This window comes from Hydrogenophaga sp. (assembly GCF_051858985.1).
Lineage (GTDB): Bacteria > Pseudomonadota > Gammaproteobacteria > Burkholderiales > Burkholderiaceae_C > Hydrogenophaga.
The window spans coordinates 918,927-942,055 of the sequence record NZ_JBHYGM010000001.1 but is presented as its reverse complement, the minus strand read 5'-3'; the positions used below and the strand labels follow the sequence as shown (position 1 = coordinate 942,055).

At 64.8% G+C, this 23,129-nt stretch carries 23 protein-coding genes; 13 read left to right on the top strand and 10 right to left on the bottom strand.

What is annotated here, in order from left to right; translation table 11 throughout:
- Positions 1–23: 23 nt before the first annotated feature.
- Positions 24–386, bottom strand: a complete 363-nt coding sequence (locus ACTIEY_RS04630) for a response regulator (RefSeq protein WP_439517913.1) — start codon at positions 384–386, stop codon at positions 24–26.
- 77 nt (positions 387–463) lie between these two features.
- Entirely contained in the window at positions 464–907 is a 444-nt protein-coding gene (locus ACTIEY_RS04625; protein WP_439517912.1) for a hypothetical protein, read from the bottom strand.
- 156 nt (positions 908–1,063) lie between these two features.
- On the opposite strand from ACTIEY_RS04625, the gene ACTIEY_RS04620 reads away from it, so the two are divergent.
- The 3 genes from ACTIEY_RS04620 to ACTIEY_RS04610 are packed head-to-tail and all read left to right on the top strand — an operon-like array spanning position 1,064 to position 4,410.
- Positions 1,064–2,212 (top strand): ATP-binding protein, encoded by a 1,149-nt coding sequence (locus tag ACTIEY_RS04620; RefSeq protein WP_439517911.1) that lies wholly within the window; start codon positions 1,064–1,066, stop codon positions 2,210–2,212.
- Entirely contained in the window at positions 2,190–2,819 is a 630-nt protein-coding gene (locus tag ACTIEY_RS04615; RefSeq protein ID WP_439517910.1) for a response regulator, read from the top strand. Before ACTIEY_RS04620 ends, ACTIEY_RS04615 begins: the two co-directional genes overlap by 23 nt.
- A 16-nt stretch (positions 2,820–2,835) precedes the next feature.
- A complete protein-coding gene (locus ACTIEY_RS04610; RefSeq protein WP_439517909.1) occupies positions 2,836–4,410 on the top strand; it encodes an MFS transporter in 1,575 nt (524 codons plus the stop codon).
- Between the two features lie 10 nt (positions 4,411–4,420).
- Here ACTIEY_RS04610 and ACTIEY_RS04605 read toward each other — a convergent pair whose 3' ends face one another.
- Positions 4,421–4,981, bottom strand: a complete 561-nt coding sequence (locus tag ACTIEY_RS04605) for a glycine zipper 2TM domain-containing protein (protein ID WP_439517908.1) — start codon at positions 4,979–4,981, stop codon at positions 4,421–4,423.
- A 188-nt stretch (positions 4,982–5,169) separates the two neighbouring features.
- Entirely contained in the window at positions 5,170–5,511 is a 342-nt protein-coding gene (locus tag ACTIEY_RS04600; protein WP_439517907.1) for an RNA recognition motif domain-containing protein, read from the bottom strand.
- Positions 5,512–5,702: 191 nt separating this feature from the next.
- On the opposite strand from ACTIEY_RS04600, the gene ACTIEY_RS04595 reads away from it, so the two are divergent.
- The 7 genes from ACTIEY_RS04595 to ACTIEY_RS04565 all read left to right on the top strand — a co-directional run bounded on the left by ACTIEY_RS04595 (position 5,703) and on the right by ACTIEY_RS04565 (position 15,139).
- Complete coding sequence (locus tag ACTIEY_RS04595) at positions 5,703–6,449, top strand: sulfite exporter TauE/SafE family protein (RefSeq protein WP_439517906.1); 747 nt, start codon at positions 5,703–5,705, stop codon at positions 6,447–6,449.
- A 54-nt stretch (positions 6,450–6,503) separates the two neighbouring features.
- Entirely contained in the window at positions 6,504–7,538 is a 1,035-nt protein-coding gene (locus ACTIEY_RS04590; protein ID WP_439517905.1) for a methionine synthase, read from the top strand.
- A gap of 4 nt (positions 7,539–7,542) precedes the next feature.
- Positions 7,543–8,730: a serine hydrolase domain-containing protein gene (locus ACTIEY_RS04585; protein ID WP_439517904.1), complete on the top strand. Its 1,188-nt coding sequence runs from the start codon at positions 7,543–7,545 to the stop codon at positions 8,728–8,730.
- 181 nt (positions 8,731–8,911) lie between these two features.
- Positions 8,912–11,119, top strand: a complete 2,208-nt coding sequence (locus ACTIEY_RS04580) for an ATP-binding protein (protein WP_439517903.1) — start codon at positions 8,912–8,914, stop codon at positions 11,117–11,119.
- 438 nt (positions 11,120–11,557) lie between these two features.
- Positions 11,558–12,103 carry a hypothetical protein gene (locus ACTIEY_RS04575; RefSeq protein WP_439517902.1) on the top strand — a complete coding sequence of 182 codons (546 nt, stop codon included), beginning with the start codon at positions 11,558–11,560 and terminating at the stop codon, positions 12,101–12,103.
- Positions 12,100–14,607 carry a TaqI-like C-terminal specificity domain-containing protein gene (locus ACTIEY_RS04570; protein WP_439517901.1) on the top strand — a complete coding sequence of 836 codons (2,508 nt, stop codon included), beginning with the start codon at positions 12,100–12,102 and terminating at the stop codon, positions 14,605–14,607. The genes ACTIEY_RS04575 and ACTIEY_RS04570 overlap by 4 nt, the downstream gene beginning before the upstream one ends.
- Before the next feature lie 10 nt (positions 14,608–14,617).
- The gene (locus ACTIEY_RS04565) at positions 14,618–15,139 is read left to right on the top strand and encodes a PIN domain-containing protein (protein ID WP_439517900.1); all 522 of its coding nucleotides are present in this window, start codon (positions 14,618–14,620) and stop codon (positions 15,137–15,139) included.
- Between the two features lie 352 nt (positions 15,140–15,491).
- Here the strand turns inward: ACTIEY_RS04565 and ACTIEY_RS04560 are convergent, their stop codons facing one another.
- Positions 15,492–16,919, bottom strand: coding sequence for a hypothetical protein (locus ACTIEY_RS04560; RefSeq protein WP_439517899.1), 1,428 nt, complete (start codon positions 16,917–16,919; stop codon positions 15,492–15,494).
- Between the two features lie 231 nt (positions 16,920–17,150).
- A complete protein-coding gene (locus ACTIEY_RS04555) occupies positions 17,151–17,432 on the bottom strand; it encodes a hypothetical protein (RefSeq protein WP_439517898.1) in 282 nt (93 codons plus the stop codon).
- A gap of 395 nt (positions 17,433–17,827) precedes the next feature.
- On the opposite strand from ACTIEY_RS04555, the gene ACTIEY_RS04550 reads away from it, so the two are divergent.
- On the top strand, positions 17,828–18,373 hold the full coding sequence (locus ACTIEY_RS04550; RefSeq protein ID WP_439517897.1) for a DUF4256 domain-containing protein: 546 nt from the start codon (positions 17,828–17,830) through the stop codon (positions 18,371–18,373).
- Here the strand turns inward: ACTIEY_RS04550 and ACTIEY_RS04545 are convergent.
- From ACTIEY_RS04545 to ACTIEY_RS04535, 3 genes are read right to left on the bottom strand one after another with little or no spacing between them, the layout of a single operon-like run.
- Positions 18,370–18,753, bottom strand: a complete 384-nt coding sequence (locus tag ACTIEY_RS04545; RefSeq protein ID WP_439517896.1) for a nuclear transport factor 2 family protein — start codon at positions 18,751–18,753, stop codon at positions 18,370–18,372. The two genes, ACTIEY_RS04550 and ACTIEY_RS04545, sit on opposite strands and share 4 nt — an antisense overlap.
- Positions 18,750–19,646 (bottom strand): c-type cytochrome, encoded by an 897-nt coding sequence (locus ACTIEY_RS04540; protein WP_439517895.1) that lies wholly within the window; start codon positions 19,644–19,646, stop codon positions 18,750–18,752. The genes ACTIEY_RS04545 and ACTIEY_RS04540 overlap by 4 nt, the downstream gene beginning before the upstream one ends.
- 60 nt (positions 19,647–19,706) lie before the next feature.
- Positions 19,707–20,234 carry a DUF2889 domain-containing protein gene (locus ACTIEY_RS04535; protein ID WP_439517894.1) on the bottom strand — a complete coding sequence of 176 codons (528 nt, stop codon included), beginning with the start codon at positions 20,232–20,234 and terminating at the stop codon, positions 19,707–19,709.
- 130 nt (positions 20,235–20,364) lie between these two features.
- On the opposite strand from ACTIEY_RS04535, the gene ACTIEY_RS04530 reads away from it, so the two are divergent.
- Positions 20,365–20,862, top strand: coding sequence for a cupin domain-containing protein (locus ACTIEY_RS04530; protein ID WP_439517893.1), 498 nt, complete (start codon positions 20,365–20,367; stop codon positions 20,860–20,862).
- A 22-nt stretch (positions 20,863–20,884) separates the two neighbouring features.
- On the opposite strand, the gene ACTIEY_RS04525 is transcribed toward ACTIEY_RS04530, so the two are convergent.
- The gene (locus ACTIEY_RS04525; RefSeq protein ID WP_439518276.1) at positions 20,885–22,093 is read right to left on the bottom strand and encodes an MFS transporter; all 1,209 of its coding nucleotides are present in this window, start codon (positions 22,091–22,093) and stop codon (positions 20,885–20,887) included.
- Positions 22,094–22,199: 106 nt separating this feature from the next.
- On the opposite strand from ACTIEY_RS04525, the gene ACTIEY_RS04520 reads away from it, so the two are divergent.
- Complete coding sequence (locus ACTIEY_RS04520) at positions 22,200–23,111, top strand: LysR family transcriptional regulator (RefSeq protein ID WP_439517892.1); 912 nt, start codon at positions 22,200–22,202, stop codon at positions 23,109–23,111.
- Positions 23,112–23,129: the final 18 nt, after the last annotated feature.

Here is a 23,129-nt window from a genome sequence, read left to right as displayed (position 1 = left end):
GCACTCCTTGGCAGCGCGGGGGGTCACCGGATCACCTTCTGAATGACTTCGATGAGGCGACCCGGATCGAACGGCTTGACCAGCCAGCCCGTGGCGCCCGCGCTGCGGCCGGCCTGCTTCATCTGGTCGCTCGACTCGGTGGTGAGGATCAGGATGGGGATGGTCTTGAACTTGACCTGCTCGCGCAGCTTGCGCGTGAGGCCCAGGCCGTCGAGGTTGGGCATGTTCTGGTCGGTCAGCACCAGGTCGATGCTGTGGGTCTGCGCCTTCTCGAAGGCGTCCTGGCCGTCCACCGCTTCCACCACGTGAAAGCCGGCCCCGGTCAGGGTGAAGGCCACCATTTTTCGCATGGAAGCCGAGTCATCTACGGCAAGAATCGATCGCATGGCGTACTCCGTGTTGGGTCAGTCATCGACCGTTTCCGGGTCGACTTGAATCGCTGGGTCATGAGGGGGGCTGTGTTTCAGAACAGTTCGACGGAGCCGGCATCCATCTCGCTCTGCGTGACCGGGCTGGGTCGCTCGGGCATGGGATCGAGTTCCATGGGCTGTTCGTCTTCTTCCGGTTCCATGGCTTCTTCGGCCAGGCGCCAGGCGCAGCTCTGCAGCACCTTGCCGGTGTGCACGATGAGCTGGGTGGCCATGTCGTGGAACTGCAGTTCGGTCACGGCCTGGTGCAGCGCTTCTCGCACGGGCGCCAGTTCCGTGGCCTGAGCGCCGTCGATCTGGCCCAGCGTGCGGTTGGCCGAACCGAAGCGTTCGAGCAGGTTGGACGTGGCGTGGTCGAGCAGGCCTTCGAGGCGCTGCAGGTCGGTCATGGCCATGAGCAGGGCGTCCTGCAGGCCCGCGACCAGGTGCACCGGCAGCGAGACTGTCGGAAGTGGGTGCGACATCGTCTGTTGGGTCATGGGAGGCGCCGTGGGCTGTTTAGGGGGGTGGGTATTACAATTTTCGAGATCTGTTCCTCGGTGTATCGACAGATAACGGCCCGAATTCAGCACCAATTTCCCGTGTCGACGTCCCCCGGGGGACACGCGCGGCGTGCAGTCCCACCCATCCAGACCATGAGCGCCCTGCCTGAGACAACGCAAAAACGCCCGGTCCGCATCCTGCATCTGGAAGACTCCCGGGTGGACCACGCCCTGGTGAAGTTCGCCCTGCAGCGCAGCCAGCTCGCCAGCGACGTGACGCTGGTCGACACGGTCGATGACTTCCGTCGGGAACTGCTCTCGGGCCAGTACGACATCGTCCTGGCCGACTACCACCTGCCCGGATTCACCGGCATGGACGCCTGGGACGTGCTGCAGGAGCTCCAGCTCGACGTTCCCTTCGTCATCCTGTCCGGTGCCATCGGGGAGACCGCGGCGGTGGACGCCATGCACCGCGGGGTGAGCGATTACTTGCTCAAGGACAGCATGCACCGGCTGTCCCACGTGATCCAGCGCGCCATCGAGGTGCGCGAAACCCGCCAGGCCAGGGCGCTGGCCGATGCCGAGCTGGCCGAGTCGCGCCAGCGCCTGGCCGAGCTGGCCGAACACCTGCAGACGGGCATCGAGCAGGAGCGCGCCGACATCGCGCGCGAGATCCACGACGACATCGGCGGCGCGCTGGCGGCCGTCAAGCTTGACCTGGCATGGGTCGGGCGCCGCGCCGGCGACGAAGAGATGCGCCGCCACGTGGGTTCGGCGCTGGAGATGCTGCAGCACGCCCTGGGCGCGAGCCAGCGCATCATGATGAACCTGCGCCCCCCCATCCTCGACCAGGGTCTGGTGGCGGCGGTGCAGTGGCTGGCCTCGGGCTTCGAGCGACGCACCGGCCTTCGTGTGGCGGTGCGGCGCTCTTCCGAGCAGCTGGATGTGCCGCGCGAAGTGCAACTGGTGGCCTACCGCACCGCGCAGGAAGCGCTGACCAACATCACCAAGCACGCGCAGGCCAGCACGGTGGAGATCGACCTGAGCGACCGCGAAGGCGTGCTCACGCTGGAAGTGACCGACAACGGGCGGGGCCTGGATGCGCAGGCGCTGCGCAAGGCCAATTCTTTCGGGCTGCTGGGCTTGCGCGAACGCGCCGCCAAGGTGGGTGGCTGGCTCGACGTGAGCTCGTCACCCAAGGGCACCGCGGTGATCCTCTCGGTGCCCCTGACCCTTCCCACGAACCCGGACAACGCGGCCCCTGCCGACGAGGAACCTCATGATCAAGGTGATTTTGTGTGACGACCATGCCGTGGTGAGGCGCGGCATCCGGGACACGATTTCCGAGGCCACCGACATCCAGGTGGTCGGCGAAGCCGGCAGCTACCCCGAATTGCGCGACCTCATGCGCAAGGTGGAATGCGACGTGCTGATGCTCGACCTCAACATGCCCGGGCGCGGTGGTCTGGAGGTGCTGGGCGCCCTGAAGGAAGAGGGATCCAACGTGAAGACGCTGGTGGTCTCCATGTACCCGGAAGACCAGTACGCCATCCGCTGCCTGCGCGCCGGTGCACGCGGCTACGTGAACAAGGCCGGTGAACCGGCCGAACTGGTGGGTGCCATCCGCACCGTGCAGCAGGGCCGCAAGTACGTGACACCTGAAGTGGCGCAGATGCTGGTGGACACCTTGAGCGCCCCGGAGAGTGAAGAGCTGCACGCCACCCTCTCCGAACGCGAGCTGCAGACGCTGCAGAAGATCGCCTCGGGCAAGAAGCTCTCCGACATCGCCGAGGAACTGATGCTCAGCCCCAAGACCGTGAGCGTGTACCGGGCCCGTGTGCTGGAGAAGCTGCACCTGGCGAACAACGCCGAACTCACCGTCTATGCGATCCGCAACGGCATTGTCTAGCGTGAGCGTGCGCTGAATGTCCACTTCCATCTGGAGCCCGCTCAGGCAACCCGCCTTTCGCGGGCTGTGGCTGTGTGGTGCGGTGTTCTTCATCGGCAGCGGCATGCAGTCCATGGCGGCGGCGTGGCTGATGATCGAACTCACCGGCTCGTCGTTCCTGGCCGCGCTGGTGCAGACCGCCGTGTTCATGCCCATGTTCCTGCTGGCCTTGCCCGCCGGCGTGCTGGCCGACACCACCGACCGCAAGCGCCTGATCTCCGGTGCGCTGCTGGCGCAGGTGGGAGCGTGCGCGGTGCTGGCGTTGCTGGTGCTCAGCGGCCATGGCGGCCCCGCCTCGGTGCTGTTCCTCGTGTTCGTGTGCGGCTGCTGCACGGCGGTGCTCACACCGGCATGGAATTCGTCGGTGATCGACCCGGTGCCGCGCGCCGAATGGCCCCTGGCCATCACGGCCATCAGCATCGCCTACAACGCCGCGCGCGCCATCGGTCCCACGCTGGCCGGCCTGCTGTTTGCCTGGGCGGGCGCGGGCTGGGTGTTCTCCATCACGGTGTTCACCACGCTGGTGATGTGGGAGTCCATCCGCCGCTGGCCGCCGCGCGCGCACCCGCCGTCGAACCTGCCGCCCGAACGGCTGTGGGGCGGCACGCTCAGCGGGCTGCGCTTCGCCTGGCACTCGCGCATCATCCTGGCCCAGCTGGTGCGCGTGATGGCCTACAGCGCGGCGGGTTCGGCGCTGTGGGCGCTGTTGCCCGTGATCGCGCAGCGCCAGCTGGGCACGGGCGCCGAAGGCTTCGGCCTGCTCATGGGCTGCCTGGGCACCGGGGCCGTCATCTCGGGCCTGATGATCGGGCGCATGCGCGCACGCTTCAGCCTGGACCGCATCGTCGCCGCCGCCTGCGTGGTGTTTGCGCTGGTCATGCTCATTGCCGCGCTGGTGCGGGTGCCGGCCGTGGTCTATCTCGCCATGGCGGTCGGCGGCGGGGCGTGGATGTCGGCCATGTCGACCCTGAACGCTGCCACGCAAGGCAGTGCACCGCCCTGGGTTCGTTCGCGTGCGGTGGCCATGCACATCGTCGCCGCGCTCGGCGCCTTCGCCATGGGCTCGGCCTTCTGGGGGGCGGTGTCCGACATTGCCGGCCTCACCAGCGCGCTGCTGGCCGCCAGTGCGCTCATGGCCGCGGGCCTGCTGCTGGTGCGCCCCTTTCCATTGCGGGTGGGCGGCGACCAGGACGTCACCCAGGGCACGCCGTGGGATGAACTGTTCGTGGAAGCCGAGCCCGCGCCCGAGGCCGGCCCCGTGGCGGTGGAAGTGGGCTACCGCATCCGCCCCAACGAAGACCGCGCGTTCCTCGACGCCATCAGCCAGATGAAAGCGCCGCGTCGGCGGGATGGCGCCACCTTCTGGCGCGTCTACCGCGACCTCGGTGAACCCTCACGCTACGTGGAGCGCTTCATCGTTGAATCGTGGGCCGACTACCTCCACCAGCGCGCCCGAGCCACGGTGGCAGACCGCACGATCGAAACCGAGGTGCGGGCCTACCTGGCCGAAGGCGAGAGCGCGAAGATGTCGCACTACATCGCGGAGCGGTGAAGGTCGGGGGTCAGGACTTCGCTGCGGTGGCTGGCTCGGGCGGGGTCGTCACCACCTGGCCATCCTTCACCGGCAGGGTGGCGCCGGGCTTGAAGCTGGTGCGCACCGTGCCGTCCTTGCCATCAAGGCGGTAGGTCACGTCGTAGCCCTTGAGCTTCTGCGACTTGTCGTTGACGGTGCGGCAGCGCTGTTCCACGGACGTGACCGTGTCTTTCTGCTGCATGTTCTTTTGCACCTGGTTACCGGCATAACCTCCGGCAACAGCGCCAGCCACGGTGGCCACTGTGTTGCCGCTGCCGTTGCCGATGGCGCTGCCCAGCAAGCCGCCCGCAATGCCGCCAATGGCGGTGCCGGCCAGCCGGTTCTGGTCTTTCACCGGGGCCTGGCGCTGCACCTGCACGTTTTCACACAGCTGGCGCGGCGTCACCACCGTTTCCATGACTTCCTTCACCGCCACCACTTCAGCCTCCTTGGGCTGCATGAGTGTCTTGTAGCCCGTGACGCCGCTGGCGCCCAGAACCACCATGGCCAGGCCGCCCACGGCGATGCCCTTGATCATTGATTTGTCCATCTGCTCTCTCCTGTTGGATTCGTCGAATCAAATCTAGTCGCGATTCCACGCGCTTCTGTGACAAAGCGTGTCGGCCGCGTGAAGCCTGGCAACGACAAGCAACTCGCAGTAAGAAAAAAGGCCTCGAAACCGAAGTTTCGAGGCCTTTCAGGCTTCAACGGGCCAGCCCGATGGCTGGCCTGTCATGCTCAGTAGCCGCCGCGGCCGCCACCGCCACCGCCGTAGCCGCCACCGCCGGAACGATCGCCACCGCCGTAACCGCCGGAGCGGGGAGGACGTGCCTCCATCGGACGGGCTTCGTTCACGGTGACGCTGCGGCCGCCGAGTGACTGGCCGTTCATGCCGCTGATGGCAGCTTGTGCTTCGGCATCGCTGCCCATCTCGACGAAACCAAAGCCCTTGGAGCGGCCGGTGTCGCGCTCCATCATGACCTTGGCGCTCGAGACCGAGCCGTATTCGCTGAAGGACTGTTGCAGGTCTTCGTCGCGGACGGTGTACGGCAGATTGCCGACGTAAAGTTTGTTGCCCATGGGGGACTCCTCAAAAACATAGAAACAAAAGCGATGGTGGTCCCGTAAGCACAACAAACCCGAAAGTGCGCCGTGGCGCGCGAAACTGACCGATCACCGAAACTGTGCCGCCGAAAGCCGACGTGCACCCGCGTATTGTGCGCCTTTGGCTGGCAAACTCCCACAATGGCCCCTTTTCCCAATAAAACGGCATGACGGCGGAGCTCTGGCTGCTCGTCGCCGGGGCTGCCGTGGCGGGCTTTGTGCAGGGGCTTTCCGGCTTCGCTTTCGGCATGGTGGCCATGTCGTTCTGGGTCTGGGGCATCGAGCCGAGCGTGGCCGCCGTGATGGCGGTGTTCGGCTCGCTCACGGGTCAGGTGGTGGCCGCGGTGTCGAGCCGGCGTCGCTTCCACCTGGCGGCGCTCGCGCCGTTCCTGGCGGGCGGGGCGGTGGGTGTCCCACTGGGCATCGCGGTGTTGCCGCACCTGGATGCGGATCTGTTCAAGCTCGCGCTGGGCGGTGTGCTGGTGGTGTGCTGCCCGATCATGCTGTTCTCGTCCCGACTGCCCAAGGTCTCCGGTGGCGGCCGCGTGGCCGATGGCGTGGCCGGCGCGGTGGGCGGTTTCATGGGCGGCATCGGCGGATTCACCGGCGTGGTGCCCACGCTGTGGTGCACCTTGCGCGGCATGGCCAAGGACGAGCAGCGCGCCATCATCCAGAACTTCAACCTCGCGGCGCTCGCCTTCACCATGGCGGGCTACGTGGCCAGCGGCCTGGTGACGCGTGACATGTGGCCGCTGTTGCCGATGGTGGCGGTGGCGCTGCTGGTGCCTTCGCTGATCGGCGCGCGGGTGTACGTGGGCCTGAGCGATCTGGCCTTTCGGCGCCTGGTGCTCAGCTTGCTCAGTCTCTCGGGCGTGGCCATGCTGGTGGCGGCCGTGCCGAGGGTGCTGGCCTGAAGGCGCCGGTGCTCCCCCGGTAAACAATGCCCTGAAACAACGACTGGAGACGCCATGTTCGAAACCGCCACCGCAGGCAGCCTGCCCAAACCGGCCTGGCTGGCCGAGACCGAAAAACTCTGGCCGCAATGGAAGTCCGCCGGCCCCGAACTGCAGCAGGCCAAGGCAGACGCCACGCTGCTGTGGATCAAGGCGCAGGAGGACGCGGGGCTGGACGTGATCGGCGACGGCGAACAGGCGCGCCAGCATTTCGTGCACGGCTTCCTGGAACAGGTCGAAGGCATCGATTTCGCCAACAAGGTGAAGATGGGCATCCGCAACAACCGCTACGACGCCATAGTGCCGCAGGTGGTGGCGCCGCTGCGCCTGAAGGGCCGTGTGCACGCGTTCGAGGCGCAACTGGCCCGCGCGCACACAAGGAAGAAGCTCAAGTTCACGCTGCCCGGCCCCATGACGATCGTGGACACGGTGGCCGACCGCTTCTATGGTGGAAATGCCGAAGGCAGGGTGAAGATGGCCTTTGCCTTCGCCGAGCTGCTGAACCAGGAAGCGCTGGCGCTGCAGGCCGATGGCGTGGACATCGTGCAGTTCGACGAGCCGGCCTTCAACGTCTACATGCAGGACGCTGCCGATTGGGGTGTGGCTGCGCTGGAGCGTGCGGCGCAGGGGCTCACCTGCACCACGGCGGTCCACATCTGCTACGGCTACGGCATCCAGGCCAACGTCGACTGGAAGCAGACGCTGGGTGAGGAATGGCGTCAGTACGAGCAGGTGTTTCCCGCGCTCGCGAAAAGCCGCATCCAGCAAGTGAGCCTGGAGTGCTTCCATTCGCACGTGCCGCCCGACCTGATGGCGCTGCTCGATGGCAAGGACGTGATGGTGGGCGTGATCGATGTGGCGAGCGCGGTGGTGGAAACACCCGAGCAGGTGGCCGACACCATTGCGCTGGCGCTGAAATACGTGCCGAAAAACCGCCTGATCGCCTGCACCAACTGCGGCCTCGCGCCCATGGACCGCGAGGTGGCGGTGGCCAAGCTCGAGGCCCTGGCCAAGGGTGCCGCGCTCGCTCGCCAACGATTCGGAGGCTGAGACCATGCAGGGTTTGAAAACGGCCACGCCGGCCGACGTGGGGATGAGCCCCGAACGCACGCAGGGCATCGTGCAGGCGCTGCAGCGCGACGTGGACAGCGGCCGCCTGCCCGGCGCGTCGGTGCTGGTATCGCGGCGCGGCCGCGTGGTGCTGGATGCCGCCGTGGGTCTGCTCGACCCGGCGCGCAACGTCCCCATGGGCACCGACGCGATCTTCCGCATCTATTCCATGACCAAGCCCATCGTCTCGTTGGCCGCCCTGATGCTGGTGGAGCAGGGCCGCCTGCTGCTGGGCGACCCGGTGGGCAAGTACGTGCCTGGCTTCCTGCACCAGCAGGTCGCCGTGTCCACGCTGCAGGGCATCGATCTGGTGCCCGCCGCGCGGCCCAGCACCGTGCAGGATCTGCTGCGACACACCGCCGGCCTCACGTACGAATTCACCGGCAACGGGCATGTCAACCAGCTCTATTCGCAGGCCGGCCTGGGCGACCGGCAGCAAACCAACGCCGAACTGTGCGAGCGACTGGCCGCGCTGCCGCTGGCCCACCATCCCGGCACCACCTGGGCCTACAGCCGCGCCACCGACGTGCTGGGCCGCGTGATCGAGGTCATCACAGGCCAGCCGCTGGGCGCCTTCCTGCGCGAAGCCATCCTGCAACCCCTGGGCATGAACGACACGGCTTTCTTCGTGCCCCCCGAACAGCACCACCGCATTGCCGAAGCGTTCGAACACGACCCCGACGGTGGCACGCAGATGCCCATGCACGACCCGCGCGAGGTACCCGCGCTGGAGATGGGCGGCGGCGGACTCATGTCCACGCTGCACGACTACGCGCGCTTCCTGCAATGCCTCTGCAACGGCGGCGAACTCGATGGTCAGCGCCTGCTGTCACCCTGCACGCTGGCCTGGATGACCGCCGACCACTTGGGCAGCGCCATTGACCACGCCAACAACCCCCTGCTGCCCCCCGGCCACGGCTTCGGCCTGGGCTTTGCCGTGCGCACCGAAGCCGGCGTGGCGCCCGTGCCCGGCTCGCTGGGCACCTACCACTGGAGCGGCATCGGCGGCACCCACTTCTTTGTCGACCCCGCACAGGAACTGTTCGCCATCTTCATGGCGCAGGCCCCGAACCAGCGGATTCACTACCGGTCGGTGATGCGGGGGCTGGTGTACGGGGCGTTGGTGGAGTGAGCGTCGGTGTTCGCGCGCTGGCAGACGCCAGTGCCCATGCGGTGAACTGCCGGGTCGCTGTCTGCATGGGTGAGTTCCCGGGTCATCTTCTGTCTGGCTGTGCCGATAAAGACAAATAACGCACGGTGTGTGGCCCGAGGCCGACCGAAAGCGTCTGCAGCTTGCCGATGATCCAACCACCATGAAACTTCAGTACAAGGCCTGGCTGCTGGTCGTCTCGACCATCGGCGTTCTCACGCTCGCTTCGGTGCTGGTCTCGCGCCACTCGATCACGGCATCCTTCGAAGAACTGGAACGCGATCAGTTCAAGGTGGAAGGCGAGCGCGCCGGCCGGCTGCTCAATCAGCAGCTCCAGGGCCTGAGCGCCACGCTCATGGACTACGCCTACTGGACCGACACGGTGGAGTTCGCGAAGGGCTCGAAGCCAGACTACTTCTCGGAGAATTTCGGCACCGACAACCTGAAGTACCTCGGCATCGACCACGTACTGGTGCTCGATGTGCTCGGTCGACCCATCGCTGGTGCTGAGCTCACCGAAGATCCGTCGTTGCAGCCGGTCTCCGAAAGCATCTCGCAGATGGTGCGCAGCCTGGCGGTGTCGGTGCTTTCGGATCGAACCAGCCAGACGGTGATGCGCACCTACCGGCGCATGGACGGAAACCTGTACCTGGTGTCGATTGCCGCCGTGCGCAGCCAGTTCGAGCCGGGCAGCGCCCCCCACGGTGCGCTGGCGATGGTCCGGCGATTCGACGCGAAGGAGCTGGCGCGTTTCAGCGACATCCTGATGCATCCCGTTCGCCTGAGCTTCACGGACGCCGCGCCCGCCAGTCTGGCAGGCGGTGTCCTGCCTGTCGATCACACCCGGACCGAATCCAGGGCACCCGTGCTCGATCACGAGGGAAGGCCAGTGGCTTTTCTGGTGCTCGAGCTGGAAAGGCACCTGCATCAGGCAGGCCGCTCCCTGGCGCTGGTGGCGGCCCTGCAGGTGGCTTTGGCGGGCCTCGTGGTGGGAACCCTTCTGGTGCTCCTGCTCAATCACCTTGTCCTTCGGCGCTTGCAGCGCGTGCATGTCGAATTGTCGGAAGTCACCCGCGCGGGCATCGACAGCGACGGCAAGCTCTCGGTCGGGGGGGACGACGAACTGGCGGATCTGGCCAGGGGCATCAATCGGCTCCTCGACCGGAACCGGGAGGATGCCGCACAGCAAAGGCAGGCGCATGAGCGTCAGGAGGCGCTGCACCTGCAACTCGCGCAGAGCCAGAAGACCGAGGCGCTGGGTCGCTTCACGAGCGGCATCGCCCACGATTTCAACAATTCGCTGGCCGCCATTTCGGGTTGGGTGCGGCTGGCCCAGGAGGATCTTGCCACTGGCCACCCCAGCGCCTCGTCGCTCGAGCAAGCCTTGAAGTCCATTCAGCACGGCTCGGGACTCATGAAGCAACTGCTGGCGTTCAGCCGCCAGTCGACGCCGCGCCTGGAGCGCCTGCGCCTGAGCGCCATCATCGACGAGGCGCGCACCCTGGTGGGTTTCGGCCTCATGGGCCGCTGCACGCTGGAGGTGGATTGTCGGATCGAGGACGACTGGATCGAGGCCGATTCGACGCAGATGAAGCAGGTGATCGTCAATCTGCTGATCAATGCCTGCGACGCCATGGACGGCAAAGGCGCGATCTCGCTCGTGCTGGAATCGAAAGAGTCCACCGAATTGGCCAGCGGAGCCGGCTGCGCGATGTTGGGTCAGTTGCCGCGGGGCCGGTACATCACGCTCAGCGTGAGCGACGAGGGCCCGGGCATCGCGCCGGAGCATCTGGATCGCATCTTTGACCCGTTCTTCACGACCAAGGCGATCGGCAAGGGCACCGGCCTGGGGTTGTCGGTGGTGCACGGCATCATGGCCCGTCATTCAGGCGGCGTGGGCGTCAGCAGCACACCGGGGCAGGGAGCCTGTTTCACGCTGGTCATGCCCGCCAAGGGAGAAGCGGTCTGGAATCTGAGGACGCACGGTTTCGCCGTGACGCAGGGCCCGAAGAAAAGGCTGCTCTATGCCGAGGACGACGCGCTGGTCCGTGATGCCTGGAGCGCGCTGCTGGAGCGGCAAGGCTGGGTGGTCACCCGCACCCGCGACGGTGAAGAGGCGTGGGAACACTTCCAGTCCGAGGGCGGGAAATGGGACGCGGTCCTGACCGATCTGTCGATGCCGAAACTGAACGGGCTCCAGCTGGCTCGCCGCATCGCATCCACCAATTCACCCCCGCCGGTGGTGCTCATGAGCGGTCAGATCTCTGCCGAAGACGGTGCAGAGCTGGGTGAAGCCGGATTCCGCGCCGTCCTTCACAAGCCCGTCGATCAGGAGGATCTGCTAAGGGTGTTGAGCGAGGCGGTCGCTTGATGGTGTGTGGGCGGGGGTGGGGTAAGGATCTCGGGTGACGAGACGGTTGGTCAGATGATGAGTCGCGGTCTGGTTTGAAGACTGGTCAATGCCGCTTGAAGGTCGCTTGTGCAGCGATTCCCGACCGTGAACCACCCGGGACTGTACTCACCCTCAGCCGCATAAAGCAGTCGTTCGGCATAGCTTCAATTTCCAGGCAGCAGCTATGCGAGATCAGTCGCCCTCGGACCGCGGCGAGCCAGGAATGCTTCCGAGCGGTACGTATTTCTCTCACTCACCGGTACGGTTTATCGGTCCATTCATCGAATACTTGCTTCACAAGTTCATGTCGAGCTGTGAGGCCAAAGTGCCAAATCGTGAACGTCAAATACGCAATTCTGCGCTCTCAACGCTCAGTTCTGCGCATAGAATACACAGTATTGCGCGAAGGAGGCAGAGATGAGTAGTCGATCTTTAACCATTTCTGACCTGTTGGCCATCAGTGGATACACACGCGATCAGATGCGTGGTTTGCTGGATGCCATGCCGGCCTATGCCAGCCGCAACACGCAAGTGCGGGTGGCGAAGCAGTACACCGCGCAGGATCTGCTGGTGGTGCGGGCGTGCTCCCAATTGGAATCCCGGTATGGTCTGCAGCGAGGCATGGTGGCGGGTTTTTCGGATGCCGTGCGCTCTGTGCTGTCTGGCCCAAGGCCGGTTTCGGCCACCGCCCGCTTGTTGCTGTCGTTTGAACCGCCCGAGGTCCGATATGTGGAGGCCACGGAGAGTGTCGGAGAAGGGCTGCTGGTTCCGCTGGCTCCGATTTTCCAGGCAGTGGACGAGTATCTATTGCCCGGGCGTGCGCAGCTCAATTGGGGCCAGCGCGAATTGGGTTTCGGGCCTCAGGCAATCGGTTCTGCGACGGTTGCGGCAGAGCCTGTTCCGGCGACCGCTCAGACTCCTGCCACGGTAGGAAACGTTGAACAGTCAAGGAGGACGCTGTGAGCTACAACGCACAAGTTCTCAGGACTTCCTTGACCCACCTTGGCTACCGCGCTGCGGACGTCTTCCAAGGATTTCGATTCGCGGCAGTGGACCTCCCCGCGCGACCGGTGCGCGAGGTAGACGCCGCCGCATTTTGGGACGGGCCCGCCTCGTACCGCACTGCAGCGCTAGGTGTGGTTCGCACTGCTGTGAACGAAACCGCGCGCGAAGCTGCGGAGGCCACGCGCAGCCTAGGGGCGCCATTCCTCGTCGTCATCGAGGGCGACGAGGCTTCGATGTGGACCTACACGCCCAGCGGAGCCACCCAGCTTGGCAGCACGCCCGCATCTGAGTGGCAGACGCTGCTGACGGACAGGGCGAAGTTCGGCCCTGGCTCCATCCGCCACCTCAAAGCGCTCCAAGTTCGCGATGATGCCCAGAACACAGGGCTGTTATTCGATCCACGCACCTTGTACGCCATCCAGGCGAATACGCAGTTGGCGCTGGACGACATGCTGACGCAGTTCCTCTCCCATTTCAATGGAGAGAAAGTCGCCACGGGCCAGCTTTCGCTACAGGCGCATTACGAGGTGCTGTTCCCGCTGGTTTTCCGACTGCTGGCAGGCAAGATACTGATCGACAGGGAAGACACCCGGGTGGCATCCGTCGATGCGGACGATCCGCGCCAGGTCGTGGCCACCGTGGAGTCGCTGTACTCGCTGCCCGCGCAGCGGCTTCAATGGACCAAGACTCGCGTGACGCAGCTCGCCGCTGCATGGCTGGCCTTGCGCGAAGGCTTGTACGTGCGCAATGTTGCGGCGGACGATTTGGCGTTCGTCTACGAGAGCACGCTCATCACGCCGGAAACCCGCAAGGCTTTCGGCACGCACAGCACACCGTACAGCGCCGCAGACTATGTGATCCGATCGTTGCGACTGCCGGAGGGCAATGCGGCCGCGCAGCTACGCGTCTATGAGCCCTTCGCAGGCGCCTGTGTCTTCCTGACGGCAGCCCTGCGGCGGTTCAAGGAACTTTTTCCGCAATCCTGGTCCGTGGCCAAGGTGCATGAGCATCTCGTGAGCCACTTCGTGGCCAGCGAGATCGATCCGTTCGCTTGCGAGATTGCCCGGCTAGCACTGATCCTGGCCGACTATCCGAATCACAACGGCTGGCGCATCACGCGCGAGGACTTGTTCCAACCCGGTCGCCTAGCCGAACGCGTCAGCCAATGCGATGTGCTGCTGTGCAACCCGCCGTTTGAAGATTTCGACGAGCCGCTCTCCGGTTTATCCGTCCACAAGCCCGTGGTGCTGCTGGACGCCATCGTGAAGACGCCACCGTCGTTCTTGGGCGTTGTGATGCCCAGCGGGTTTTCTTCGCACAAAGTCTACCGGGAGCACATTCGGCGCATCTGCGAGATATATGGCGACGTCGAGGTGATGCAGTTGCCAGAAGGCGTGTTTCGTCACGCCTCGATCGGCGCGGAGATCCTGATCGCCCAATGCCGGCGCGACGAAGACGCACGCGACGAAACCACTCTTCGCAAGAGTGTCGTGCGGCGTGCCGACTGGCCGCGTTTTACCCAGACCTTGCAGACATCCAGCAGCGATATGGTCCAGGTGGATCCCCGCGAGTCGCCGGGACTAGTGGCTCTGCGACCGCTCCGGCGCGTATGGGACTACCTTGCCGGATCGCCGGTGCTCGGCAGCGTGGTCGAAATGCATCGCGGACTGGAATGGGCAACGGACCAGAGCGAGGCCAGCCGGCGCAAGGCCGCGCCGGGTTTCCAGCGTGGCTTGCATCGTTCAGGCGAGTCGCTTGCACAGTTCGAGGTCAAGCAGGCGGTCTATCTGGATGCCCGTGCATCGAACTTGCGCGGAGGGGCGATCAACTACCCTTGGGAATCCCCAAAGCTCATTGCCAACGCGATCCGGACGTCTCGTGGTCCATGGCGCCTGGCTGCTACCGTGGATACGGATGGATTGCTGGTGTCGCAGCAGTTCTACGGAATTTGGTTGCGGGAATCGCAGGAACCATCGCTGAGTCTGCTCGAACTGTGCGCGATCTTGAATTCGCCTGTGGCAAATGCTTTCAGCTTTGCACACGACGAGCAAAAGCATCTGCGCAAGGAGACGCTGCAGAAACTGCCGCTGCCTTCGGCGCGTATTTCGCGTGAGGTGGAGAGTTTGATCGGCGAATACCTGTCGGCTTGCGAGGGTGACGATGGGCCCTTGTTTTCCTCGCGCCCCAAATCAGCGCAAGACCTCCTCATGGAGATTGATGCGCTCGTTCTGAGGGCGTATGACCTCCCACCCAGGCTGGAGCGCGAGTTGTTGCGTTTCATGGGCGACGGCCAACGGCCCAGTCGTATGACCTTCGGGGGCTACCCAGGCACAGCGAGCGACGATGCTGCAATTTCGTTGCACAAGCGGTTGGCCATGAGCAACGCTGAGATCAGGGCTGCTTGGCGCACACTGATGGAACCGTTGCCAAAGAGTGTGGCTGACGTTTTCGACCTGGTGTGAAGGACGATCTATGTTCCTTCTCGATACCAGTGCTCTGTCGGCCTTGTTGAACCAAGACGATTCGCTGCATGCCAAGGCCATCGCCTTCAAGGATCAGCTCGCCGGACAAGAACAGCGGCTCTTCATCTGTGTGATCTCGTTGGCGGAGATGCAGTTCGGCCTGAACATGTACGAAAGGCGCTCGCCCAAGCCCAACCAGACCGCCACGGATGCAGTGCGCGGGCGTATTCAGGCCGCAGGCGCGCTCTCAGAGCCTTTGGAAGTGACTCGCCATGTCGCCATTGAACAAGGTCAGCTGCGCTCAAGATGGGCCTGGAAGGTCGCCCCGCGCAAGGCCGCGCAAGGCAAACTCAAGGGGGTGCCCCCGGAGCGCTGGAGCGATGATTGGCCGGCCAACACGCTGCAAATCACAGAGAACGACATCTGGATCGCCGCGATGGCCCTGACACACGATCTGACGTTGGTGACTTGCGACAAGGACTTTGACAAGCTAGCCCAAGCGGATCTCAATCTCAGAATCATGCGCCTCTAGCCTTCAGTGGGCCACGACAATCGAAGCTACATCCCCGACCTGCCGATCAAATTTTGCGGCTTTCCTCACCAGTCAATAGCCTCCAAGCAGCAACTCCCATAGATTACGCATGACAGATCAAGGCCGGCAGTTGTCTTTCGACCGGAGGCGCCAAATGACCGCGCTTAATATGGAGCGGCCCTCGGAGTTCGAACTAAGGCTCTGCGGCGATACCTGACCTTCGGCCACTGCTCTTGAGCTTACGTTGCTGCCCGCCTATCGGTCATGGAGTCGCCAGTTGCCGTACCAAGAAACGGTCGGCGGGAATGAGCGCGCCGCACGCGCAGCGTGATGACGCTGTGCTGAGTATTCCTCACGTCCAGTTAATGTAGCCTGCGGTCAATGCCTTGAACCGCGTGTCAAACACTGCCTTGCCATTAGCGAAAAGGTGTGCAAGCAGGAAGTCGATGGCTTCAACTAGACGAGCGTTGACGACCGTGGTCTTCAATACCTGCAGTGCGGCGACGGCCTGTTGCCTACAGATTTCCTTGTCCAGTTGGGTCTGTATCTCGTAGTGCGACAGCGCAACCAAGGCCATAGGAGCATACTGATCGCCCAACAACGTGAGCAGGCGGTCGTAGTAAACGCGCCCGCGTGGCGAGACGCCGCTGTTATAGGGAATCCCTCGCCCGATCCGGCACAAGAGGAATACCTTGATCAGCTTGAAGGCGAAATTCGGCAGAAAATCTTGCTGATGATTGATAAAGGACATCACCGCGTCAGCGGCTGGTCCTTCGTGGTGAAAGTTGTCCCAACCGTTGTGTTTCGCCAAGAGTTCGTCGATAAGGCCATCGACAATGATGCCGCGTTCGGCATTTGATCTGAACGCGTTTCCTTTAACCGACTGGAAGAACTGCTCGCCTAGGACATACTTGTCCTGGTAGAGGTTGGTGTTATAGCCCTCTAAGGTCAGGCCCAACGCGTACTTGGCGTCATCGCTGCTGGCGGCCCAGACAGAAACTGCGAGCAAGGAAATGTTCTTTCGAACCTGTGGGTCGGTATCCGGCGCCACGTAGATACCGAACATCGTGCGCAGGATGTTCCCGCAGTGATGAGATGCTAGCGCGTTAATCTTCTGGGCTATGTTCGCGACGTTTGTTGTATCCAAAGGCTGTGTGTGCTGCTTCAGATTCTGGATGAAGGCTTGTACCTGCAGTGCTGCGGGAGTCGGCCGGTCATTCAAAACGTCCTGGATGCATGTGGTGAGCCAACCTAGCAGCTCAAAGGCGTTGATTGTGTAATTCGTTGGATGCGAGATGCCAATGTCATTTCGCATGTCGAGGATGTGCTTGAGCTTCTTGTGCGTCGTCTCGCTGATCAACTCCAATTTTCTGCACGTGTCGAGCAGCACCGCATCCTTGATCGAGCGCAGATCGTCTTCGGTCTGGTAGAACTCGCGGGCTTTGCCGCCCACCGCCGCGTTGTAGAAGATTTCCAACCCATAGGCGATGGCCTTCTTATGAAGGTCCAATACGACCTCATTCCAGATCGCGTTCAGCGAGTAGTCGAAGAGGCCAAAGCCGGCGCCCACCACGAACTTTGATAGATACCGCGCGTCCTGCTTGACCTCTTTGGGAAGGCCTTCGATATACGCTGGCAAGTTCTGCCCAATGATCGACCGCTGGTCTTGGGCGGCAATGATGTTGTCGTGGGGTAGGCCCATGCTTCGAAGGAAGTCGACCACAATTTGTGCCTGCGGGTCGACCAGTTGCATGGGTGGTTTTGGAACCAATGCGCTCATGAAAAATCCTTGATTTGGCGAAGGTCTTGCGGCACTTTAGCGCCGGGCTACGAATGTCGGCGGTTCAGCTAACTCGGCATAGATGATAGGCTGGACGTCATACGAGCCGCTTCCCAGCAAACGTCTGATGAACGCAGCGGCCACACAAGCCTCTGCCTGCGAATGACTCAGTTCAGTCTGAACCAGACACCCAGTCGATTTGGCGAACGGAGATTTCTTCGTCCAAGCCGCTCACCCCCCGGCCATTCCATTCCCTTCCACCACCGCCCGCAACTCCGCCGTCGCGTCCGCCACCAGCCCGATCCGCCGCTGCATGTCTTCGTGAAGTGCGCGCATGAGGCGGCCCAGGCTGGTTCGCAGTTGGGCCATGTCTTCGTCTTCGGTGGTGCGTCCGATGGACACGAACTTTTCCAGCTCGACCAGGGCGTTGAGCGTGGTGGAGAGGGAAGCCGCGTGGCTCTCTGCCCTGGCGGCGAGCAGGTGGATGCGGGGGTGAATGGGTGCCGTGACCATGTGGTGCTCCCTGTAGGTTTTGGGGTTGCATCACCGCCGCCACCGCTGCGATGTGCAACGGTGGCGGCGGCCCGAACGGGTTGGTCTACCGGGTGCTCCCTGCGGATTCCGGCGGGCCTTGCGGCCCCCCGCCCGAGCCGCCATAAAGGAGGCACGAGCGAAGAAGCCGCAGACTCTGCGGACACAGACCCTGCGGCTTTCGCTGCAGGGAGCACAAACGGGAGACCAATCCCGATCACGCCTTTTTCGCGTGACCGGCGCAGTATAGCGACGGGGTCTTGATTTCCGTGAGGCGCTCTGGCTCGTTGGGGTTGACGATACCAGTACCCCCTATTGGTATTTCGTTCAATGCGGCTGTTACGCTCCGCCTAGCCCAGGCCATTCAGGAGCCCCCCATGAAGCAGCAAACCCAGGACCCGTTGCTCCAATCGCTCAAGAGCCGCTTCGAGTCGAACATGCACCGCCATCCGGGCCTCGCATGGTCCGCCGTGCAGGAACGCCTCAAGGCCAGGCCCGCCGCGCTGGCATCGCTCGAGAAGATGGAAGCCACGGGGGGCGAACCCGATGTGGTGGGGCACGACGCAGCGGCCGGCACCTTCGTCTTCTGCGATTGCTCAGCGGAAAGCCCGGCCGGCCGCCGAAGCGTGTGTTACGACCGGGAAGGCTTGGAGTCGCGCAAGGAGCACAGGCCGCAAGACAGCGCTGTCGACATGGCAGCGTCCATGGGCATCGAGTTGCTGACGGAAGCGCAATACCGCGCGCTTCAGGCCCTGGGCGAATTCGACACGAAAACCTCAAGCTGGATCCAGACGCCCCCAGACATCAGAAAGCTCGGCGGTGCCCTGTTCTGCGACCGCCGCTATGGCGTGGTGTTCACGTACCACAACGGCGCGCAGTCGTACTACGCGGTCCGCGGTTTTCGCGGTTCGTTGCAGGTCTAGCCCAGGCCTTCAGCGAAAGCGGCGGTGTTGTTCAGCACCGCATAAGACCGGATGCGGCTGCCTTCAAAGGTGAAGAGATTGCAGGCCGTTGCCCGGATTTCCTGACCGGTGGCCTTCATCCTCCAGTGCCCGCGCAACACGACCACGGTCACGGAAGCGTCTTGCAGTTGGTGGAGGCGTTGAACATCGAGAACCTCGACGCTGGCATTGAGTTCCTTCACGAACGACATGAGCCCATCGACGCCGTGCCAGGTGCCCGCCCAGGGAATGCTCGGCGTTCCCTGCCAGTCCAGCACGAAGTCGGGTGTCACGCAGGCCGCCAGGTCCGACGCGGAAAGCGCCTTCAGGGCTGCGTAGAAGGCATCCAGGTTTGCATTCACCGGGTCGCCCCCGGCAGCGACTTCAAGTAGAGGTGCAAGGCCCGCAGATCGGTCTCGCTCATCTCCCGCAGCGACTCGAAGGGCATCACCTGCACGGCCGAGCCGTCGGGCCGTTTCCCGCTGCGAAACATCGTGATCATGGATTCAGCGTCCGCGTAACGGCCCATCACGCTGCCTTCACCGGGCGCCAGCCTGGACGCGGGTGGCCAGTCGGGTGGGCCGCCGGGGATCTTGCCGCCGACGAAGCCTTCGCGGTGGCAGCCGATGCACATGTTGGCCACGTATTTGCCGTGGTCCATGGTCACGCCCTCGGGCACCGGTTGCTGCGGCGGCAGGCTGTGGTCAATGCGGGCGGCCGCGTCCTTGATGGCGCCAAAACCGTACAGGGCCTTCACGGGCAGCGGCAGCTGGAGCACGGTGCCTTGGCCGCTGGCGGGCGGCAGCGCACGCACATAGGCGACGAGCGAAGCGAGGTCGTCGTCGGTGAAGCGGTTGTAGTCCTCGCTGGGCATGATCATGAGCGGTCGGCCCTTGGGGCTGACGCCGTGCCGGATGGCGCGCACCCAGTCCACTGGCTGGTAGCCCGCCACCACGCCGCCAGGGCCGGTGGTGATGTTGGGGCCTGCAATCACCAGACCACCGTCATCCGCAAAGGTTCGACCGGTGCCGGCGCTGCCGTGGCAGTCCACGCAGCCGCGCGAGGCAAACAGGTATTTGCCGCGTTCCAGCGAGGCGGCGTCGTCGCGAAACGGCACCGGCTTCACCGGCACGTCCACGAAGCGCTGCATCTTGCGTTCCGCAAGAAACACGCCGATGCCCAGGGCCGTGGCCGCCAGCAGCACGAGCGCCATCAACCCGGCGAGCAGGGCTCGCATCCAGCTTCTCTTCTTCATGTTCTCCGCCTCCTGTGGTGAATCCACGGGCGGCATTTCACGCGAGCGCGTGGGGTGGTGTCAAGCGGCGGTGTCGCGCGCGGGCGGCTGCCAGCGGAAGAACATGGGATACACCTTCTCCACCACCGGGCCGTTGAAGTCCCAGCCCACGCACTGGCCCAGATGGGCCGGTGGTCTGCCGTCGCCGGAGGGCGAGAAAACCCCCGTGCGCGTCTGGAACGCGGCGGTGGCCAGGTTGAAGAGCAGTTCGCGCAGGTGCGTGCAGCCCTGCACGCCGCCCAGGTGGCGCTGGATGGTGTGGCGCCAGCCCCGGCCCAGCACCTCGCCCACCATGCCCCGCATCGGGGGCATGGCCTGCGGGCAGGGTTCGTGCGGAAAGGCGTCCATGGCCACCGCGATGTCGCGGATCACCATGGCTTCGTCGAAGGTCACCCGCAGGCGCATGTGGTGAATGGGATCGCCAGCGGCGATGTGTTCGCCGGCCATCAGGTCAATGTCGTGTGGCTTGCTGTCGTGCAGTTCGCCTTCGATGTCCCACAGGCCGTCGTCGCGTCGGAAGCCGCGGTATTCCACCCGTCGGGTGTGCATGGGGGTGCGGGCTTGGGGTGGGGGCAGGGGCAAGGGAATCTCCAGGCGGCTTCGGGGGGAACGTGCCATTTTCCGTGATGCGGGGCACATCGGCTGGCACACTGTGCCATCCCGCATTGAACGTCGCACCATGACCCAGCACACCCACGATCACGACCATCCGCATGACGCCGCCTGGAAGCACGACGGCGTGCGCGTGATTCCCGGCAACCAGCTCGATGGCAACGTGCCTTCCACGCCCGGCATGGACCGCAAGGCCGCCATCAATTTTGCGCGTGTGGGCGCGCAGAAGCTCTGGGCAGGCACCGTCACCATCCACGCCAACGCGAAGACCGGCGCGCACCACCACGGGCCTCTGGAGAGCGTGATCTACGTGGTGCGCGGCCGCGCGCGCATGCGCTGGGGCGAGCAGCTCGAATTCACCGCCGAAGCCGGTCCGGGTGATTTCATCTACGTGCCGCCGTTCGTGCCGCACCAGGAGATCAACGCCAGCCCGACCGAGGTGCTCGAATGCGTGCTGTGCCGCAGCGACGGCCAGGCGGTGGCGGTGAACCTGGACATCGAGCCGGTGGAGAAGCCCGAACAGGTGTTGTGGGTGGATCCGACGCACCCCACTGGCGGCGTCTGACCGGCACGGGACATGGCGCGGGTCAGGCCCGCGCGGCGCGCCAGCGCATCGCCAGTGCCACCAGGCCCGCGCCGGTGGCCAGCGCGGTCACGCCCATCCAGCCGGCTTGCGCGTAGAGCGTGCTGCCCAGGGCGGCGCCCAGCCCCATGCCGCCGAACATGGCGACGAAGAGCAGCGCATTGAGCCGGCTGCGCGCGGCCGGGTCGGCGGCGTAGATGATGGTCTGGTGAGAGACGAGAGCGCCCTGGAAGCCCAGGTCGAAGCCGACGATCGCCACCGCCAGCCACACCAGCTGCAGGTGCAGCGGCAGCCAGGGGATCAGAGCCATGGAAGCGAACGACACGGCGGCGATGCCCGCGGCATACAACGTTGTCCGCTGTGCACCGTGCCGATCTGCCAGGCGGCCGAACACCGGTGCGGCGAGCGCGCCAGCCGCACCGGCCAGCCCGAAGGCGCCAGCCGCCGCGCTGCCCAGGTGGTACGGCGCGCCGTGCAGCCACAGTGCCAGCGTGGACCACACGGCGCTGAATCCCACCGCCAGCGAGGCCTGCGCCAGCGCCGCGCGGCGCACTGCAGCGTGTTGCCGCCACAAGCCACCGAGCGACGCGAGCAGTGCGCCGTAGGGCAGTTGCGTGGTGGGCCGGAAGCTCGGCAGGAAACGCCACAGCGCCACGCCCAGCCCGGCGGTGGCGAGCGCGGCACAAAGGAACATGGCGCGCCAGCCCAGGTGCTCGGCGGTGAAGCCGCTCACCACGCGTGAGAGCAGGATGCCCAGCAACAGGCCGGTCATCACCGTGCCCACCAGGCGGCCGCGCTGTGCGTCGGGCGCGAGCGTGGCGGCCGCGGGCACGATGTCCTGCGCCAGCGTGGCGGCAATGCCCATGGCCAGGCTGGCGGCCAGCAGCGGCACCACCGAAGGCGACCACGCCGCGGCCAGCAGCGCCAGCACCAGCAGCACCACCTTGATGAGGATCAGCGTGCGCCGGTCGTGCCGGTCGCCCAGCGGCGCGGTGAACAGGATGCCGGCGGCGTAACCCAGCAGCGTGAGCGTGGGCACCAGGCCGATCGCCTGATCGCTCGCCTGGATGTCGGCCCCGATCACGCCCAGCATGGGCTGGCTGTAATAGAGCGAAGCCACCGAGAGGCCCGCACCCGTGGCCAGCAGCAGGGTGAGGCCGCTGGAGAGCCCGGTACCGGCAGCGGGCGGGGTGAATGTATTCGAGGCAGGCATGGAAGACATGGTGTTAACCCTAGGTTTTTCGTCTGGACGCGAGTCTGGCACAGCCTTCTGGCTGCTGGTAGAGCCGATTTTGGCACTTCACATATACGATGGACGCATGAATGAAACCGCCAGTGGCGACCGCCTGTACCTCATGCAGACCTTCGTGCGCATCGTCGAGGCGGGCAGCCTCTCGGGTGCGGCCGCACAGATGGGCACCACGCAGCCCACCGTGAGCCGGCGATTGCAGGCGCTGGAACGCACGCTGGGCGTGCGGCTGCTGCAGCGCTCCACGCGCGGCATGCGCCTCACGCAAGACGGCGAGCGTTGCTTCGAGCGCGCCAAGACTTTGCTGGAGAGCTGGGACTCGTTCGAATCCGAAGTGCGCGGCGTGGGCGAGGAGGCGCAGGGCCACTTGCGCGTGCTCGCGCCCCACGCGTTGGGCCAGGAGCATTTCGTGCGACCCCTCACCGAATTCCTGCGGCGCAATCCTCGCGTCAACGTCGACTGGCTGCTGCGCGACGACGAACGCGACCTGATCGGCGAAGGCATCGACTGCGCCTTGCGCGTGGGCGAAGTGCGCGACCCGTCGGTGGTGTCGATCAAACTGATGGATGTGCCGCGCATCGTGGTGGCCGCGCCTGGTGTGCTGCAGGGACAGCCGGTGCCCGAACACCCCGACGAACTCGCGGGCCTGCCCTGGATGGCGCTGCGCACCTACTACCGCACCGAAGTGACGCTGTCGCACGCGGTCTCCGGTGAGACGCGGCAGGTTGCGATCCGTCCCCGCCTGAGCACCGACAGCCTGTACGCGCTGCGCAATGCGGCCGTGATGGGTCTGGGCGTCTGCGTGGCGTCGGCGTGGATGCTCAGGGACGACCTTGCGCAAGGTCGCCTCGTGCACCTGGCGCCGCAATGGCAGGCGCCGGCGCTGCCGCTGCACCTGGTCTACCCCTACGCCAGCTTCTACCCGGTGAGGCTGCGGCGCTTCGTCGAAGCCATGCGCGCGGCAACACCCACGGCGCTCTGAAGGTCGCGCACCGGCCGG